This is a genomic window from Rhodothermales bacterium, assembly GCA_039944855.1.
Lineage (GTDB): Bacteria > Bacteroidota > Rhodothermia > Rhodothermales > JANQRZ01 > JBBSMX01.
Genome location: JBDUXZ010000020.1, coordinates 23,948 through 38,947, shown reverse-complemented (window position 1 = coordinate 38,947; position 15,000 = coordinate 23,948). Strand labels below are relative to the sequence as shown.

The 15,000-nt window shown below is 68.2% G+C and carries 16 protein-coding genes; 7 read left to right on the top strand and 9 right to left on the bottom strand.

Annotated features, from left to right (window positions below):
- Positions 1–9: 9 nt before the first annotated feature.
- Positions 10–804, bottom strand: a complete 795-nt coding sequence (locus ABJF88_09215) for an ABC transporter permease (GenBank protein MEP0547100.1) — start codon at positions 802–804, stop codon at positions 10–12.
- The gene (locus ABJF88_09210; protein ID MEP0547099.1) at positions 797–1,492 is read right to left on the bottom strand and encodes an ATP-binding cassette domain-containing protein; all 696 of its coding nucleotides are present in this window, start codon (positions 1,490–1,492) and stop codon (positions 797–799) included. The genes ABJF88_09215 and ABJF88_09210 overlap by 8 nt, the downstream gene beginning before the upstream one ends.
- A gap of 347 nt (positions 1,493–1,839) precedes the next feature.
- Here ABJF88_09210 and ABJF88_09205 point away from each other — a divergent pair, with 347 nt between their 5' ends.
- Positions 1,840–2,982, top strand: a complete 1,143-nt coding sequence (locus ABJF88_09205; protein ID MEP0547098.1) for an RICIN domain-containing protein — start codon at positions 1,840–1,842, stop codon at positions 2,980–2,982.
- A 324-nt stretch (positions 2,983–3,306) separates the two neighbouring features.
- Entirely contained in the window at positions 3,307–3,780 is a 474-nt protein-coding gene (locus ABJF88_09200) for a hypothetical protein (GenBank protein MEP0547097.1), read from the top strand.
- A gap of 157 nt (positions 3,781–3,937) precedes the next feature.
- Here ABJF88_09200 and ABJF88_09195 read toward each other — a convergent pair whose 3' ends face one another.
- From ABJF88_09195 to ABJF88_09180, 4 genes are all read right to left on the bottom strand, one after another.
- Positions 3,938–6,406 carry a serine/threonine-protein kinase gene (locus ABJF88_09195; protein MEP0547096.1) on the bottom strand — a complete coding sequence of 823 codons (2,469 nt, stop codon included), beginning with the start codon at positions 6,404–6,406 and terminating at the stop codon, positions 3,938–3,940.
- A gap of 36 nt (positions 6,407–6,442) precedes the next feature.
- Positions 6,443–7,000: an ECF-type sigma factor gene (locus ABJF88_09190; protein ID MEP0547095.1), complete on the bottom strand. Its 558-nt coding sequence runs from the start codon at positions 6,998–7,000 to the stop codon at positions 6,443–6,445.
- 230 nt (positions 7,001–7,230) lie between these two features.
- Positions 7,231–8,157 carry an oxidoreductase gene (locus ABJF88_09185; protein MEP0547094.1) on the bottom strand — a complete coding sequence of 309 codons (927 nt, stop codon included), beginning with the start codon at positions 8,155–8,157 and terminating at the stop codon, positions 7,231–7,233.
- Positions 8,158–8,226: 69 nt separating this feature from the next.
- The gene (locus ABJF88_09180) at positions 8,227–8,586 is read right to left on the bottom strand and encodes an FKBP-type peptidyl-prolyl cis-trans isomerase (GenBank protein ID MEP0547093.1); all 360 of its coding nucleotides are present in this window, start codon (positions 8,584–8,586) and stop codon (positions 8,227–8,229) included.
- Between the two features lie 198 nt (positions 8,587–8,784).
- On the opposite strand from ABJF88_09180, the gene ABJF88_09175 reads away from it, so the two are divergent.
- Positions 8,785–9,291: a CIA30 family protein gene (locus ABJF88_09175; GenBank protein MEP0547092.1), complete on the top strand. Its 507-nt coding sequence runs from the start codon at positions 8,785–8,787 to the stop codon at positions 9,289–9,291.
- A 4-nt stretch (positions 9,292–9,295) separates the two neighbouring features.
- Here the strand turns inward: ABJF88_09175 and fdxA are convergent, their stop codons facing one another.
- Positions 9,296–9,658: a ferredoxin FdxA gene (gene fdxA / locus ABJF88_09170; GenBank protein ID MEP0547091.1), complete on the bottom strand. Its 363-nt coding sequence runs from the start codon at positions 9,656–9,658 to the stop codon at positions 9,296–9,298.
- A 185-nt stretch (positions 9,659–9,843) separates the two neighbouring features.
- Between fdxA and ABJF88_09165 the strand changes: the two genes are divergently transcribed.
- Both ABJF88_09165 and ABJF88_09160 read left to right on the top strand, forming a co-directional pair.
- A complete protein-coding gene (locus tag ABJF88_09165; GenBank protein MEP0547090.1) occupies positions 9,844–10,560 on the top strand; it encodes a hypothetical protein in 717 nt (238 codons plus the stop codon).
- A 105-nt stretch (positions 10,561–10,665) separates the two neighbouring features.
- Positions 10,666–10,860 carry a CsbD family protein gene (locus ABJF88_09160; protein ID MEP0547089.1) on the top strand — a complete coding sequence of 65 codons (195 nt, stop codon included), beginning with the start codon at positions 10,666–10,668 and terminating at the stop codon, positions 10,858–10,860.
- 78 nt (positions 10,861–10,938) lie between these two features.
- On the opposite strand, the gene ruvB is transcribed toward ABJF88_09160, so the two are convergent.
- The gene (gene ruvB / locus ABJF88_09155; GenBank protein ID MEP0547088.1) at positions 10,939–11,967 is read right to left on the bottom strand and encodes a Holliday junction branch migration DNA helicase RuvB; all 1,029 of its coding nucleotides are present in this window, start codon (positions 11,965–11,967) and stop codon (positions 10,939–10,941) included.
- A gap of 283 nt (positions 11,968–12,250) precedes the next feature.
- On the opposite strand from ruvB, the gene ABJF88_09150 reads away from it, so the two are divergent.
- A complete protein-coding gene (locus tag ABJF88_09150; GenBank protein ID MEP0547087.1) occupies positions 12,251–12,844 on the top strand; it encodes a DUF3109 family protein in 594 nt (197 codons plus the stop codon).
- A gap of 39 nt (positions 12,845–12,883) precedes the next feature.
- Positions 12,884–14,377 (top strand): RNA polymerase factor sigma-54, encoded by a 1,494-nt coding sequence (gene rpoN / locus ABJF88_09145; GenBank protein MEP0547086.1) that lies wholly within the window; start codon positions 12,884–12,886, stop codon positions 14,375–14,377.
- Between the two features lie 9 nt (positions 14,378–14,386).
- On the opposite strand, the gene ABJF88_09140 is transcribed toward rpoN, so the two are convergent.
- Complete coding sequence (locus ABJF88_09140; protein ID MEP0547085.1) at positions 14,387–14,917, bottom strand: DinB family protein; 531 nt, start codon at positions 14,915–14,917, stop codon at positions 14,387–14,389.
- Between the last annotated feature and the right edge of the window lie 83 nt (positions 14,918–15,000).

Sequence of the window (15,000 nt, the reverse complement as noted above, 5' to 3'; positions counted from 1 at the left end):
GGCCGCACGTCAGCGGGTGCCGCTCGGACGGAGGGCTAGCTGCTCGGCCGCGGTGAAGGCGCCGGGGCGCAGCAGGAGGGTGCTCACGAGCGCTGTCAGCCCACTCGCCGCGTAGATCATCGCGATCACGACGAACTGGTAGACCGCCGCGTAGATGGGATTCCCGCCCGCGATGATCATCCCGGCCATGAGCCCCGGAATCCACACGATGCCGAGCGAGCTGAGCGAGTCGAGGCGGGGGATCATGCCGGCGGTGACGGCGGCCTGCGCGTACGGCCGGACGGCCACGTTCGGGTCGGCGCCGAGGGCGAGGGCGGCCTCGACGTAGCCCGTGTGAGCGGTGACCTCGCTCCGGAACCGCTCCAGCGAGAGCGCCGCCGTGTTCATGCTGTTGGCGATGAGCATGCTCCCGACGGGGATCATCGATGTCAGCTCCGGCTGGATCGCGCCGAGCAGCGTCATCAGCAGGATCACGAGCCCGGCCCCGCCGACGATGCCATAGAACGAGACGCGGAACGCGCCGGGAATTCCCTCCGCCCGCTTCCCGGCAATCGCGCCGGCCGCGCCCATCATCGCCGCGAGGACGAGCACGCCCGTCCACAGCGGGCCCTGAAAAACGACGACGAGGAGCGCCCCGACGACGACGATCTGCACGATCCCCCGCGCGAGCGCGATGCCCGTCTCGCCGAGCAGCCGGATCTTCTGCCGCCGCGCGACGAGCGCCACAGCGAGGGCGAGGACGGCCGCCACGACGGCCTGCACGGCCCCGAGAGTGAGTTCGTGGTCGAAGAGGCCGCTAAGCATGCGAGGCCTCCGTGGCGGGTTGAATTCCGACCACGCGACCGGCTTCGAGCGTGAGGACGCGGTCCGCCAGCCGCGCGGCCTGCCCGGGATCGTGTGTGACGAGGACGGCCGTCAACGCCCGGTCCCGCACGACGTCCGCCAGCAGCTCCTCGACATCGGCCTTGGCCTCCTCGTCGAGCGCGGAGGTCGGCTCGTCGAGCAGGAGCACCTCGGGCCGGTTGGCGAGCGTCCGGGCGACGGAGACGCGCTGTGCCTCTCCCCCCGAGAGCCGCGCCACATCCCGGTCCTCGAATCCCCCGAGCCCGACGCGCTCCAGCAGCCGGGCGAGGTCCTCCCGCGCCAGGTGCTTTCCGTGCTGCTCCGGCCCGAAGCCGATGTTCTCGGCGACCGTTCCGGGGAAGAGGTACGGCGCCTGCATCACCATCCCGACCCGTTGGCGGAGCGTGCGCGGTGGCAGCGTGCGGTAGTCCACCCCGTCGAGGTAGACCGTCCCTGCCGTCGGCTCGTCGAGCCGGTTGAGGAGGCGGAGGAGCGACGACTTCCCGGCCCCGCTCGGCCCGACGACGGCGAGGACGTCCCCGCGCGCGACCTCGACGGACACGCCGTCCACGAGGACCCGCCCGCCGACCGTGTGTGTGAGGCCCTCCGTTCGGAGGACGGGGTCGGAGGGGAGGGCCGGGAGGGACATGGCGAGGCGTCGACAAGGTCGAAGAATAGAATGGGCTCAGTGTACCGCTTTCCGATCTCCGCAATCCTCTCCGGGATTCCGAGGCGCTCGGGCATGCCTCGCGTTCTGGCGGGTCCTCGTGACGTAGACGCGGTACCGTGCCCCGTCCTGGCTCGTCTCGGTGTCGATCAGTGCGGGCGGGGGAGCGTCGTTCTCGACGGCGCCGTCACGGCGTGAGAGGTCGCGCGCACGAAAAAAATCAGCCGGGTATGGCAGACAGCTGCGCGGAATCTCGCTATCGGAGTGAGCACCCGACGCTATTAGCGGATGCTCGGCTGGCCTGCTGGGCTGGTCCTGCTCAACCTCCTATGCCTAAGCAGGCATTCCCACACATCAAGAATACCATGATCAATACAACCTACTCCCTCGTCAGGGCTCTCCTCGTCGTGAGCTGCCTCGGCGTCGGCCTGCTCGCTGCGGCCACCGCGACCGCCCAGAGCGGGGGCTGGCAAGTGCATGAAGGAACCGCTGCCCGCCACAACTTCGGCACGGTTATCCCCAATGGTGACACCGAAGGGTTCTTGAGCGGGTCGCAGATTCCCGCCTCGAATGATAGCGGGTGGTCGAACGTGTCTAACGATCAATCCCTCCGCTGGAGCGGCCCGGGCGGAACGCCCTGCCGCGCGCAAGCCAACTACACCTATTTCGAGACGTTCGTGCTCCCCGGTCCCGACGAAGGGTTCGCGATCGACTTCACGAATGTGGACGATGCCGCGCGCGTCACCGTCTTCGCCGGGGAAGAGGGCATCAACAACGGGGTGAACGTCCCCGACCTCGTTGGTCTCCGAGAGAGCAAGACGGTGGACCTCTCGCCCTACCTCAAGTCCGACGACGTCAACCGCATCGTCATCACGCTCGCCGACGTGTGCGGGGCCGGCAATGGCCTGAGCGCACAGGTACGATCTGTACCCGGCGCGGGCGGCAGCGAGATCGCGGCCAACGAGGGCACGCCTACCGAGAGCGCACCGACCCCCGGCACGTGGTACCTCCTCAAGTCCATGTCTCACGAGGACGCCGAGTGCCTGGAGAGCAACGGTCGCGGTGGTCAGTTCGGCGGCAACGCTGTCATGACGCCCTGCCGCAGCCAGACGGGGCAACTGTGGCAGGTCCAGGACGCCGGAAACGGCTATTACCGCCTCAAGAGCAGCGAGCGCGGCGAGGGCGAGTGCTTCGAGAGCAACAGCAGGGAATCCGACTACATGGGTGGCTCGGCCTATATGGACGACTGCCAGAACGTATCAGGACAGCTGTGGAAGGTTGAGTCGGCCGACAACGGGTTCTATCGCCTGAAGTCCATGTTCCGGGGCGAGAACGAGTGTCTCGAGGCCAACGGTCGGGGATCTGACCAAATGGGGGGGACGGCCTTTATGGACGACTGCCAGAACGTGACGGGGCAACTATGGCGCTTCGACGCGCACGGACCGATTAGCGAGGCCGCGTCCGACTACTAGGTCGCGGTGCCTTCCGGAATCTCCTCCGTGGATAAGGGGGGCCGGGCTTCGGCTCGGCCCCCCGTTCGTTGGTTCAACTGGAGCCATGACACGGAGGGCCACGCCGTCATCGGGTCCCGGTCGTCGGACATGCCGTGAGCGGTCGCACGGTCGAGAAAAAATCAGCCGGCCGTGGCAGTCGGCCGCGCGGAATCTCGCTGTTGGGGTAGAGCCCTGCGGCCCGGGCCGCTGTCCGGGCGTCGTGGGCTCCTCAACCGACTCCAGCCTTCCCCTCCACCCTACGTCATGATTTGTAAAACACTACCTACGATCCACCAGCTACGCATGATTGCCATGGCGGCGCTCGTGCTCGTCCTCCCGGCGTGCGACAGCAGCGACTCCGATGAAACGGGAACGAGCCTCCTGACGCCGACGGCCGATGAGATCGCCGCGTCGTCGTTTACAGGGGCGAGCAGTTGCGAGGTCATCCTGTACTCCAATTCGGGGTCCAGTTCGGGGACGATCACGGACGACGACTGCCAGTACGACTTCAACAACGGGGCTTCGCGTTCCGACCTGCACTTCTTCAAGGCGACAGGTGCGACCACCGTCCGCGTTACGATGACGTCGGAGGCGTTCGCCCCCGAGATCATCCTCAACTCCGAGAGCGCCGAACTCGCGGTGGCTTCCCCGGACGACGATCAGGACCGAACCGCGACGTTCACCGCTCGCGTGGGGCCCGGGCTCTACCAGATCATCGCTGGCGGTAGTGAAGGTGGACGCGGCGACTACACCGTCACCATCGCCGAGGCAAACTAGACCCAGTGCGTGGTGCGTCCAGCGGGCCGATTTCTCCTCGGCTCGCTCATCCCCGGCGGAGATTCGTGGTGGGTTACCGTGCGGGAGACCTCTGCGGGGGCTGGGCTTCGGCTCGGCCCCCGCTTGCTATGTGGTCGATCCTCGCCCGGGCACGCGCTCACTCCTCGGTCAGCGCCGCCAGCGCTGTGCGCACCGCCTCGACCTCCTCGGCATCGAGCGCCGCCTGCGCCTCGGGCGACTCGAACGCCGCCAGGGCGCGTCGGAGAACGGGTCCCGCTTCGCTGCTCCGCCCCTGCTCGCTCAGTGCGAGGCCGAGCTGGCGCAACGACTCCCCTAGTTCAACCGGGTGCCCCGTCTGGGCTTCTGCAATCCGCACGGCCCGCCGGGCCGCCCCCTCCGCCTCACGGTAGGCGCCGACTCGGTGGAGAGCCGTCGCTTGGCGCGTCAACCACCCCCCGATGTCGCGGTGGTTGGGCGGCAGTCGGGGCTCCATCATGGTAACGGCCGAATCCAACACGGCGGCGGCTCCCCAGTAGTCCCCTGCTCCAAAGCGGGCCTCGGCGATGTTCGCCAGCACGTAGCCGACGGTCTCGCTCCCAAATACTCGAACCTGGTACGCCTGGCTCTCCCGGAGCAGGGCTTCGGCCTCCCGGAAGGCCCCGACGCCCATCTTCGCCTTCGCGAGGAGCAGACGGGCACTTGCCGTGGGGACACTCTCAAGCCCGTGCTCGTCCCTAGACAACGCGAAGGCTTTCTCGAGGATAGGGAGGGCCTCTTGGGGACGCCCAGCCTCCGTATACGTCTCGCCGAGGAGCCGGAGTATGGAAGCCCGGCGCTCCGCCTTCGCTCCACGGCGCGTCTGCCGTTCGGCGCGCTCGGCCGTCTGCAGGGCCAGGTCGAACTGGCCGAGGCGTATGCGGGCCCGGGCGACGACCCACAGCCCCCAGGCTGCGAGGTCGGGGTCGGGGTCGTTCTGGTGATCCTGCACTACACGCTCTCCCAAGGCGAGGGCCGTCTCGGGATCGTCGAGGGCGTCGCGGGTGGCGGCGAGCAGGAGGCGGGTGTGTGTGACCTCTTCGCCGGTTGCCCGCTCGCCTTGGAGCCCGAGCGATGCCTGGAGGAGGGAGTCGGCCAGGACGGGGTCGCCGATCTGGACGTAGGTCTCGCCGAGGATGCGGAGGAGGTAGGCCCGGAGCACATCGGACTCCACCTCGCCAACGCGGGCGACGCCCTGATCGAGCGCCTCGCGGGCGGTCAAGGGGCGCCCCCGTAGCGGCTCGGGATCGGCGGCGGCGAAGAAACCGCCCAGGAGCTGAGCCGCCGCATCGGCGCGAGCGGCCGAGGCCTCGGCCTCGGCCCGGGCTTCCCGTTCACTGCCCAGCGCGACGAGCGAAAAACCGAGCCCGCTTACGAGCGCGAACAGCGCCACGGTCGCGGCCAGCACCGTGGCCCGGTGCCGCCGCGCAAATCGCCCGGCCACGTACCACACCGAATCCGGCCGCGCCTCGACGGGCCGTCCATCGAGGAAGCGGGTCAGGTCGTCGGCGAGGGCTGAGGCTGAGGCGTAGCGCCGCGTCGGGTCGCGGTGGAGCGCCTTCAGGCAGATCGTGTCGAGATCGCCCTGAAGCGCCCGCGCGCGGTGCGACGTGTCGAGCCCCGTCGTGGTCGCCGGCAGCAGGACCGCCTTCGAAGGCCGGGTCGCCTCCGTCGTCGGCGGGCCCGAGGTTCCCGCGTCGTCGTGGGGGCGGCGGCCCGAAAGCAACTCGTAGAGCAGCGCGCCGAGGCCGTACACGTCGGCCGCCGTAGTCACCGTGGCGGCCGGCTCGAAGAGCTCGGGCGCAGCGTAGGCGGGCGTCATCAAGCGCATCCCGGTCCGGGTAAGCGGGAATCCGTGGGCGTCCTCGTCCTCAGCCTCGGCGAGCAGCTTGGCAATCCCGAAGTCGAGCACGACCGGGCGGGGCGTGCCGTCGCGCTCGGTCACGAGCACGTTCGAGGGCTTGAGGTCGCGGTGGACGACGAAGCGCCGGTGGGCGTGGTCGATGGCCCGGGCCACCTCGATCAGCAGCCGGACGCAGGCCTTCACGTCGAGCGCGCGCTCGGCGGCCCACGTCGTGATGGGCGCGCCGTCGACGAACTCGGTGACGAGGTAGGGCACGCCGTCGTCCGTCTGGCCCCCGTCGAGGAGGCGGGCGATGCCCGGATGGTCGAGCGTGGCGAGGACGGCGCGTTCGCGGCGGAGCCGGGCCGCCACGTCGGTCCCGGCGAGCGTAAGCGATGCGCGTACCACCTTGACCGCGACGGTCTGGTCGAACACCCCGTCGGCTCGGTGGGCGCGGAAGACGCGGCCCATGCCGCCCTCGCCGACGAGGCCCGTGAGCAGGTACGGCCCGACGCGCTCGCCCTCCTCCAACGACGTATCGGCCTCGTCGTCCGCCAGCATGTTCAGGACGGAATCGGGGTGGTCGAGGAGCGGGTCGTCAGCGAGGGCGTCACGGAGGAGCGGCTCCAGGGCGACGCGCGTGGCCGCGTCGAGCGAGGCCAGGAAGGCGGCGCGCTCCTCCCCCTCAAGATCGAGAGCACGGTCGAGCGCTGTATCGAGCGCGCTCCAGTCGAGGGATGGGGGCACAGGGCTGAGGGAGGTGGGGCTGTTGAGCGAGTTCAGCTAAGCGAGTTCAGCGCGGAGGTGCGCCTTGGCGCGGGCCCACTGACGGGCGGCCGTCCGGGGCGAGACCCCCAGCACTTCGGCGGCCTCGCCGACGCCGAGGCCGCCGAAGAAGCGGAGTTCGACGAGCCGGGCCAGGTCCTCACTCCGCCCCGCTAGGCGGTCGAGTGCGGCATCCACATTCAGGATCTGCTCATGGACGTCCCCGGCGGTGCCGACGAGATCGTCCTGAAGCGTGATCGCACGCGCGCTGCCCCCCCGCTTGTGCGCGCTCCGCGCCCGCGCGCGGTCGGTCAGGATCTGACGCATGGCTCGGGCCGCGATCGTCATGAAGTGCGCCCGGTCCTCCCAATCCTTTCCGTCAACGAGCTTGAGGTAGGCCTCGTGCACGAGCTCGGTGGCGGAGATCGTCACCATGGGTGAGTCGGCCGCGATGCGCTTCTGGGCGAGCCGCCGCAGCTCGTTGTACACCCGCTCGAACAGGAGGTCGGCTGCACGCGGTCTTCCATTGCGGGCGGCCGAAAGGAGCGCGGTAGTTTCTGTTGAGGGGGAAATCATCCTGCGATTCGGGCGGGCGTGGTGGCGGAGACTGAAGTGGAGTAATCCGATACCCGAATCGCAGGAGGTCGCGGAGTCTGGAGTGGGATTCCATAAGCTAACACATATGGGCCGAAGGCCTCCACCCGAAGGCCTCTACCCGAGGAACTTCGTCAGGGTTCATCGGCTCCGTGCCGAAGAGGAAGAGAACGCCAGCACGGATCGAGGCGGTCGAGGCGTGCGCCGCCGGCTCAGTCGCTGAGGTAGGCAACGCCGGTGAGCGTTTCGCAGGCTTCCCACAGCCGGGCGCGGGCCGCCGCATCGAGCGCGGCCCGCGGCGGGTTGATCTCGACGGCGTGGCCCCGCAGGAAGTACTTCGGCCCGTAGAACGCGCCGCCGCGCGCGAGCGGGTCGGTGCCGGCGCGGAGTTGGGGCTCGGCCCCCTGATCCGGCGTCTGGGCGATGCGGTCCATCGTGAGGCTGTAGAACAGCTCCTCCGCCTTCGAGCCGTTCTTCGACACGCTCGTCGTCTGGAGGTCGGTGTTCGAGAGGCCGGGGTGGGCGGCGAGGGCCTTCGTCGTCGCGCCGCGGTCCTGCAAGCGCCGGTCGAGTTCGAAGGCGAGCATGAGGTCGGCGAGCTTGCTCTGGTTGTACGCCTTCCACCGGCCGTACGAGCGTTCGAGGCCGAGGTCGTGGAAGTGGATCTTCCCGCTCCACGCGGCCATGCTGCTGAGCGTGATGACGCGGCTGCCCTCCGTCGCCGTCAGCACCGGCAGCAGCCGGCCGATGAGCGCGAAGTGCCCGAGCACGTTCACGCCGAACTGCATCTCGAAGCCGTCGGCCGTCTCGCCACGCGGGATCGCCATGATGCCGGCGTTGCAGTAGAGCAGGTCGAGCCGGTCGTGCTCGGCGGTGAAGCGCTCGGCGAAGCCGGCGACGCTGTCGAGGCTCGCGAGGTCGAGGAGCTCGATGGGGAGGTCGGCGCCGGGCACGTCGGCGAGGAGGTCAGCACGGGCCTCGTCGGCGCGCTCCCGGCTACGGCAGGCCATCACGACGCGTGCGCCGTGACGCGCCAGCTCACGCGCGGTCGCTTTGCCGAGCCCGCTGTTCGCGCCGGTGACGACGGCCGTGCGGCCGGAGAGGTCGGGGATGTCGGAGGTGGACCAGGGGCGAGCCATGAGACCGGGGGCGAAGGTGAAGAGGAAAGCGAGTGGGGCGGACGAGGGGGAACCGTCGCCTCTGCCCGGCTACTGGACTCCGAGGAGGGTGACTTCGAAGATCAGCGTGGCGTTGGGTGGGATGATGACCTCGCCCGTGTTCGGGTTCGTCACCCCTGCCTCGCCGTACGCCTCCTCCGGCGCGACAGAGAACGTCTTCGTCTCCCCGACGCGCATGCCCACGATGCCGTCGCGGAAACCGGGGATGACGCGGGTGAGGGAGAACGTGGTGCGCTCGCTCTGGTCGAAGACGGTGCCGTCTTCGAGCCGGCCTTCGTACGCGACGGTGACGGTGCTGGAAGCCCCGGCAGTACCGTCGCCGCCGTCGTCAGAGTCGCAGGCGGCGAGGGAGAGGAGGGCGACGAGCAAGAGGGCGAACAGGAGGCGCATGTGGAGGAGGCGGGAGCGGGAGAGGACGAAAGCGGGAAGGTACCACCACGCTGACCGCTCTACGCCCCGTCGAGCCGAACCCAACCCGAGCGCTCACCGTTGCACGCCGTCCACTCGTCACCCAACGCTATGCTTCGCTTCGCTCCGTTCTGCGTCCTGCTTCTCGCGGCCATGGCGGTCGCTCAACCCGCGTCCCCCGTGCCTCTCCTCTTCGACTTCACCGACCCCGACGCCGCTGACCGCTGGATCACCGTCAACGACGGCGTGATGGGCGGCCGCTCCGAAGGCAGCCCCGCGTTCACGGGCGAAACCCTCGTCTTCAGCGGCGTCACGAACACGAACGGCGGCGGGTTCTCGTCGATCCGCACACGGCCGACCGACCTCGGTCTCGGCGATGCGGACGGGCTCGCGGTGCGCTACCGCGCGGACGGGCGGCAGTACGAGGTGGAGGTGCACACGGGCGAGCGCGCCGGCTCCATCCCCGTCGCGTTCCGCGCGCCGCTGCCCGTCGTGGAGGGGGAGGGCTGGCACGAGGCGCGCGTGCCGTTTACCTCATTCCGCGCCTCCGCACACGGCCGGCCCCTGCCCGAGCGCCGGCTCGACCCCGCCCGCGCCCGGTCGGTCGGGCTGTTCGTCTATGACGGCGTGTCGGGCCCTTTCCAGTTGGAGGTGGACTGGATGGCCGCCTACGCCGACGGATCGTAACGCGTCACGCCGAGCCTTCCCACGTGAGGATGTCCTCCTCGGACTTCTGGGTGAGCTGCGGCTCCGTCGAGAACTCGGCGGCCGTCGGGAGTTCGTCCTTCTTCTCGGTGATGTTGTAGCCCAGCTCGGCCCACTGCTTCGAGAGGTAGTCGTTCCACTCGGTGTAGTGCTCCCACTTCGCGGGCAGCTCGTCGTCGGCGTAGATGGCTTCGACGGGGCACGTCGGGACGCAGGCGTTGCAGTCGATGCACTCGTCGGGGTGGATGGCGAGGAAGTTCGGCCCTTCGTAGAAGCAGTCCACGGGGCAGACCTCGACGCAGTCGGTGTACTTGCAGTTGATGCAGGGCTCAGCGACGACGTAGGGCATGAGTTCGGGGCAGATGGGAGGTGAGGGGAGCCGGTGCGCCGGGTAGGGTACGGGTCCGCGAACGGAGAGTCAAGCCTGTGGGAGCTGGCTTCGGGGGTGTTACCCGGGCCGACCACGGTGCGGCTGAAAGGATAGCGACAACGCGCCTGCCCAACAATACCCGACCCCACTCCAGGTTCCGACCGATGCGTCCCTCCCCACGGCTTTTCGCCGCCCTCGCGCTTGCCCTCGCCGTGCTCCCCGTCCTCGCCGGCTGCGGGCCCTCGAACCGGCTCCACAGCTACGACTTCGCGGATCGGAGCGTGGCCGTCATCGCCGCGATCCCGCCCGGCCCGCGTGTGGCGAGCGGCCCGTGGAGCGAGGCGTTCGTCGACCTCCGCGACCCCATCGGCTCGGCCGTCCGCGTCGGCACGGCGACGAAGAAGTGGGAGGCGGCCCGCAAGGCGCAGGCCCGGCTCGACTCGGCCTCGGCCCGCGTCGATGTAGCGGCCATCATCGCCCGGCGCGCGCTCGCCGGCAGCGCCCCCACCCTCGACCTCCGCCCGGTCAGCGACCCCGCCACGTCCGACTTCGTCCTCGACATCCGTGTCTACCACTACGGCCTCGTCGCCGACTCGTACGAGGGAGCCACCTACTTCGCCGTCGAAGCCGACGTGGTCCTGCTCGACGGAGCGACGCGCGAGACGATCTGGAAGGACAAGCTCAGCGAGCGCGAGGTGCTCACGAGCACGCTCTTCGGGCTGCCCCCCGCGGCCGGGAACGTCGTGACGGCTCGTGCGCTCGCCCGGCTCTCCGTGGAGGAGATGGAGCGCGGCCTCGCCCGCCTCGCCGAGTTCGCCGCCGACCGCGTCACGCGGACGCTGCGGAAGGACTTCCTCGAATCCCGCGACGGCCGATCGTGAATTCGTTCGGCGACGGGGACCAAGGGGAAGATGGGACATATACGACGCACAGTCCCTTCCGTGGGGCTGCTCCCTTCCCACTCGCACATCTCACGAGGACCTCTCATGGCAGACAAGAAATCTCCCGCCCAGCAAAAGGGCGAAGGCATGATGGACGAAGCCAAAGGCAAAGCGAAACAGGCTTGGGGCGACATCACCGACGACAAGTCGACGCACGCCGAAGGCCAAGTCGACGAGGCCAAAGGCAAGGCCAAGCAGAAAGTCGGCGAGGCGCGCCAGAACCTCCGCAAAAAGATCTGAGCGCCGTTTCATCTCGAACGAAAAAGCGCCCCGGCTCAAGACGAGCCGGGGCGCTTCAGTTTTTGGGACTCCGCTCCGTCAGCGTTCAGGGAAGAGGTCGCCGGGCTTCATCGGGGGGCGGATGTCGAAGTGGTCGTAGGCGCGCGGCGTAGCGATGCGCCCGCGCGGTGTCCGGGCCATGAACCCCTCCTGGATGAGGTACGGCTCGTAGACCTCTTCGATCGTGCCCGGGTCCTCGCTCACGGCGACGGCGAGGGTCGAGACGCCGACGGGGCCGCCTTCGAACTTCTCCATGAGGGAGAGGAGGATGCGGCTGTCCATCTCGTCGAGCCCGGCTTCGTCCACGTCGAGCGCGTTGAGTGCGTAGTCGGCGAGCGCCCGCGTGATCCGGCCCTCGCCTTCCACCTCGGCGAAGTCGCGGGCGCGGCGGAGCAGGCGGTTCGCGATGCGCGGCGTGCCCCGGCTGCGGCGGGCGATCTCGTGCGCTCCGTCCTCCTCGATCTCGACGTTCACAATGTCGGCCGAGCGGAGGATGATCTTCCGCAGGAGGTCGGCCGTGTAGTAGTCGTAGCGGAAGTCGATCCCGAAGCGGGCGCGGAGCGGGGCGGTGAGGAGCCCCTTCCGCGTCGTCGCGCCGACAAGCGTGAACGGCGGGAGCGAGATCCGCACGCTCCGCGCCGACGGGCCGGAGTCGATGAGGATGTCGATGGCGTAGTCCTCCATCGCGGAGTAGAGGTACTCCTCGATGATCGGGCTCAGCCGGTGGATCTCGTCGATGAAGAGGACGTCGCCCTCGTCGAGGTTCGTGAGGATGCCGGCGATGCTCGCGGGCTTGTCGAGGGCCGGGCCGCTCGTCGTCTTGAAAGCCGCGCCCATTTCCTCAGCGATGATCGCTGCCAAGGTGGTTTTCCCGAGGCCGGGCGGGCCGGAGAGCATCACGTGGTCGAGCGACTCGCCGCGCTGGAGGGCGGCGGTGATGAAGACGCGGAGGTTGTCTTTGATCTTCTGCTGCCCGACGAACTCGTCGAGCGACTGGGGGCGGAGCTTCTTCTCGAAGTCCTCCTCCGCCCGCGCAGGTTGAGCGGAAACGACGGAACGGTCCTTCATGGTCGAGGCGGGGCTGGCGGCGGCGGCGTGAACGGCTCAAAGTACGTCCGTCGGCTGACAGCCCCGCGTCACGGGAGGCCGGCGCGGTCCCGAATCCGTGGTGGCGTGTGCGGAATTGGCGAGGCGTCCGTGAAATGACGGAGCGGCGATTCTGACCTCCTCACATGCCCCGAAGCACAAAATGATGAACGCTAACATTTACAGCCCGATTCTGTTTAAAAACCCCGGCCCTCTCCCCGATACCATTGACACGGTCGGGCTCAGACCGTAGTCTATTGGTACTATGTTTGCTATCAACGAAATACTCGTCTCCGACGCCGTCCTCGACGCGCCGTTCGCCTGCCACCTCGGCCGGTGCCTCGGCGCGTGCTGCGTCCACGGCGACCGCGGCGCGCCGCTCGAACCGGACGAGCGCTCCGAGCTCGAGCGCGCCCTCCCCGTCGTTGCCTCTGCCCTCCGGCCCGAAGCGCGGCGCGTGATAGAAAAGGAAGGGGTGTGGGTGGAGGAGGGGCCCGGCCGCTACGGCACGGCGTGCGTCGAAGGGCGTGAGTGCGTCTTCGTCGTCTATGAGGGCGACGCGAAGCGGCCCGTCGCCAAGTGCGCGCTGCAGCAGGCGTACCACGCCGGCCGGCTCGACTTCGAGAAACCCATCTCCTGCCACCTCTTCCCGATCCGCATCGAGGAGATCGGCGGGACCGACGTGCTGAACTACGAGCAGATCGACCTCTGCGCGCCTGCCGTCACGCAGGGCCGCCGAGCCGGCGTCCAACTCTACGACTTCCTCCGCGACCCGCTCACGCGCAAGTATGGCGCGGAGTGGTACGACGCCTTTCGCGCCGCGTGCATCGAACGCGCCGCAGTCCTCTTCGCCACCTGAGCCCGCCCACGGCTCGCCCTTTGACCTGCCCCACCCGCCATGCTCAACCTCCAGCAAAAGCAATCCCTCCAGCAGAAGCTCTCGCCGCAGCAGATCCAGTACATCAAGCTGCTGCAGCTCCCCACGCTCGAGCTCGAGCAGCGGATCAAGGAGGAGATGGAGATCAACCCGCTCCTCGAAGAGGGCGAGGACGAGGAAGAGGAGGTCGGGCAGAACGAGGCCGACGAGCCGACGCAGGCCGAGGACTCCGACCGCGAGCCCGAGGGAGACTCCGACGATGAGTTCGACTGGGACGAGTTCATCAACAGCCCCGACGACCTCTACGGCTACAAAGCTCGCGTGGACCACTCCGCCGAGGAGGAGCAGCGCGAGATCCCGATGCCGTACAAGTCCTCGATGGTCGAGTATCTCCGCGACCAGATCGGGATGCTCGACTTCGACGAGACGCAGGACGTCATCGCCGAGCAGATCATCGGTTCGATCGACGAAGACGGCTACCTCCGCCGGCCCATCGATTCGATCGTCGACGACATCATGTTCAGCCAGGGACTGATGCTGACCGAGGACGACGTCGAGGAGGTCCTCCTCCGCCTCCAGCGGCTCGACCCCGTCGGCATCGCCAGCCGCGACCTCCGCGAGTGCCTCCTCGTCCAGCTCGAAGCCATGCCCGACGAGGTCGACGGCCGCGAGAACGCCATCGACGTGCTCCGCGAGACGTACAAGGCGTTCACGATGAAGCACTTCGACACGATCATGCGCAAGCTGAACCTCTGCGAGGAGGAGCTCAAAGAGGCGTTCGACATCATCCAGGGCCTCGACCCGAAGCCGGGCGAGGGGGAGTTCGCCGCGAGCACGAACTACGTCACGCCGGACTTCACTGTGGAATACGTCGACGGCGAGTTCATCATCATGCTCAACGGGCGGAATGCGCCCGAGCTGCGGATCAACCGCCACTACAAGCAGATGTGGAACGACCTCTCCGCCAAGAAGCGAAACGGCGTCACCAAGAGCGGGGTCAACGGCAAGGTGTCCGACACTAAGCAGTTCCTCAAGAACCGAATGGAGTCGGCCCGGTGGTTCATCAACTCGATCAACCAGCGCCGCGCGACGATGATCAAGGTGATGGGCGCGATCATCGAGCTACAGGAGGAGTTCTTCCTCGGCGGCGAGGGCAACCTCAAGCCGATGATCCTCAAGGACGTCGCCGAGAAGATCCACATGGACATCTCGACGATCTCGCGCGTGGTCAACGGCAAGTACGTCCAGACCGAGTGGGGCGTCTACGAGCTGAAGTACTTCTTCTCCGAGGGCCTCACGACGGACAGCGGCGAAGAGGTCTCGAACAAAGAGGTCAAGGCCATCATCGAGCGGATCATCGCCGACGAGGACAAGGAGAAGCCGCTCTCGGACCAGAAGATCGCGACGATGCTCGAAGACCGCGGCTTCCAGATCGCTCGCCGCACCGTGACGAAGTACCGCGAGCAGCTCGGCGTGCCGGTGGCCCGGCTGCGCAAAGAGATCGTGCTGGCGTGAGCCAAACGCTCACGGCACGCGCGGCGTTGACGGCGCACTCTGCCCCTCACTCGACGTGCTCGGGTGCGCTTCGTGTCTTTCGCGGACGAAAACGATAAAGTCCGTCACGGGCGGCTCGGCACCGTCCTCGCGCAGGGCAGCGGCGGCCTGGCCCCGGTGGTACGCGCTGTGGAGGAGGAGGTGGCGCAGCACGTCGCCTGCAGCCGTCGCGTACGCTACGCCTTTGCTGTTGCGGTAGCGGACCTTCCGCGTGAGGTCGGGCTTGTCGAGCCCCTCGATATAGGCGGCGAGCGCCGAGGCGTTGCGGGCGGCGAGGCTCGCGCAGGCGCGCACGGAAAGCTCGGGCCAGATCGAGTCCCCGTCTGTCGTCTCGCCGCGCAACCGCATCAGCCAGATGCGCTCGGCCGTGAATCCGTGCGCGGCAATTGCGAGCGCGCGGTCACTCGCAGGGCGGAGCGCGTCGACGAGGCGGGCATTCGCCCACGCGTTGTAGTGGAAGAGGCGGGGGAGCTCCGTGAGGTCCGTGACGAGAGCGTTCATGGGGCCGGAGGTCGAGAATAGAACGGGTGAGAAGCGAGCCCAAAGCTAATAAGCTTACGCGGAGGGAATAATCGTTCAATCAG

What these genes read in the sequence shown, in the direction of transcription:
- rpoN (MEP0547086.1), top strand. Translation starts at nt 12,884, where the DNA reads ATGCTCAACCTCCAGCAAAAGCAATCCCTCCAGCAGAAGCTCTCGCCG.
- ABJF88_09205 (MEP0547098.1), top strand. Translation starts at nt 1,840, where the DNA reads ATGCCTAAGCAGGCATTCCCACACATCAAGAATACCATGATCAATACA.
- ABJF88_09190 (MEP0547095.1), bottom strand. Translation starts at nt 7,000, where the DNA reads ATGATTTCCCCCTCAACAGAAACTACCGCGCTCCTTTCGGCCGCCCGC.
- fdxA (MEP0547091.1), bottom strand. Translation starts at nt 9,658, where the DNA reads ATGCCCTACGTCGTCGCTGAGCCCTGCATCAACTGCAAGTACACCGAC.
- ABJF88_09200 (MEP0547097.1), top strand. Translation starts at nt 3,307, where the DNA reads ATGATTGCCATGGCGGCGCTCGTGCTCGTCCTCCCGGCGTGCGACAGC.
- ABJF88_09150 (MEP0547087.1), top strand. Translation starts at nt 12,251, where the DNA reads ATGTTTGCTATCAACGAAATACTCGTCTCCGACGCCGTCCTCGACGCG.
- ABJF88_09215 (MEP0547100.1), bottom strand. Translation starts at nt 804, where the DNA reads ATGCTTAGCGGCCTCTTCGACCACGAACTCACTCTCGGGGCCGTGCAG.
- ABJF88_09160 (MEP0547089.1), top strand. Translation starts at nt 10,666, where the DNA reads ATGGCAGACAAGAAATCTCCCGCCCAGCAAAAGGGCGAAGGCATGATG.
- ruvB (MEP0547088.1), bottom strand. Translation starts at nt 11,967, where the DNA reads ATGAAGGACCGTTCCGTCGTTTCCGCTCAACCTGCGCGGGCGGAGGAG.
- ABJF88_09180 (MEP0547093.1), bottom strand. Translation starts at nt 8,586, where the DNA reads ATGCGCCTCCTGTTCGCCCTCTTGCTCGTCGCCCTCCTCTCCCTCGCC.
- ABJF88_09140 (MEP0547085.1), bottom strand. Translation starts at nt 14,917, where the DNA reads ATGAACGCTCTCGTCACGGACCTCACGGAGCTCCCCCGCCTCTTCCAC.
- ABJF88_09210 (MEP0547099.1), bottom strand. Translation starts at nt 1,492, where the DNA reads ATGTCCCTCCCGGCCCTCCCCTCCGACCCCGTCCTCCGAACGGAGGGC.
- ABJF88_09185 (MEP0547094.1), bottom strand. Translation starts at nt 8,157, where the DNA reads ATGGCTCGCCCCTGGTCCACCTCCGACATCCCCGACCTCTCCGGCCGC.
- ABJF88_09165 (MEP0547090.1), top strand. Translation starts at nt 9,844, where the DNA reads ATGCGTCCCTCCCCACGGCTTTTCGCCGCCCTCGCGCTTGCCCTCGCC.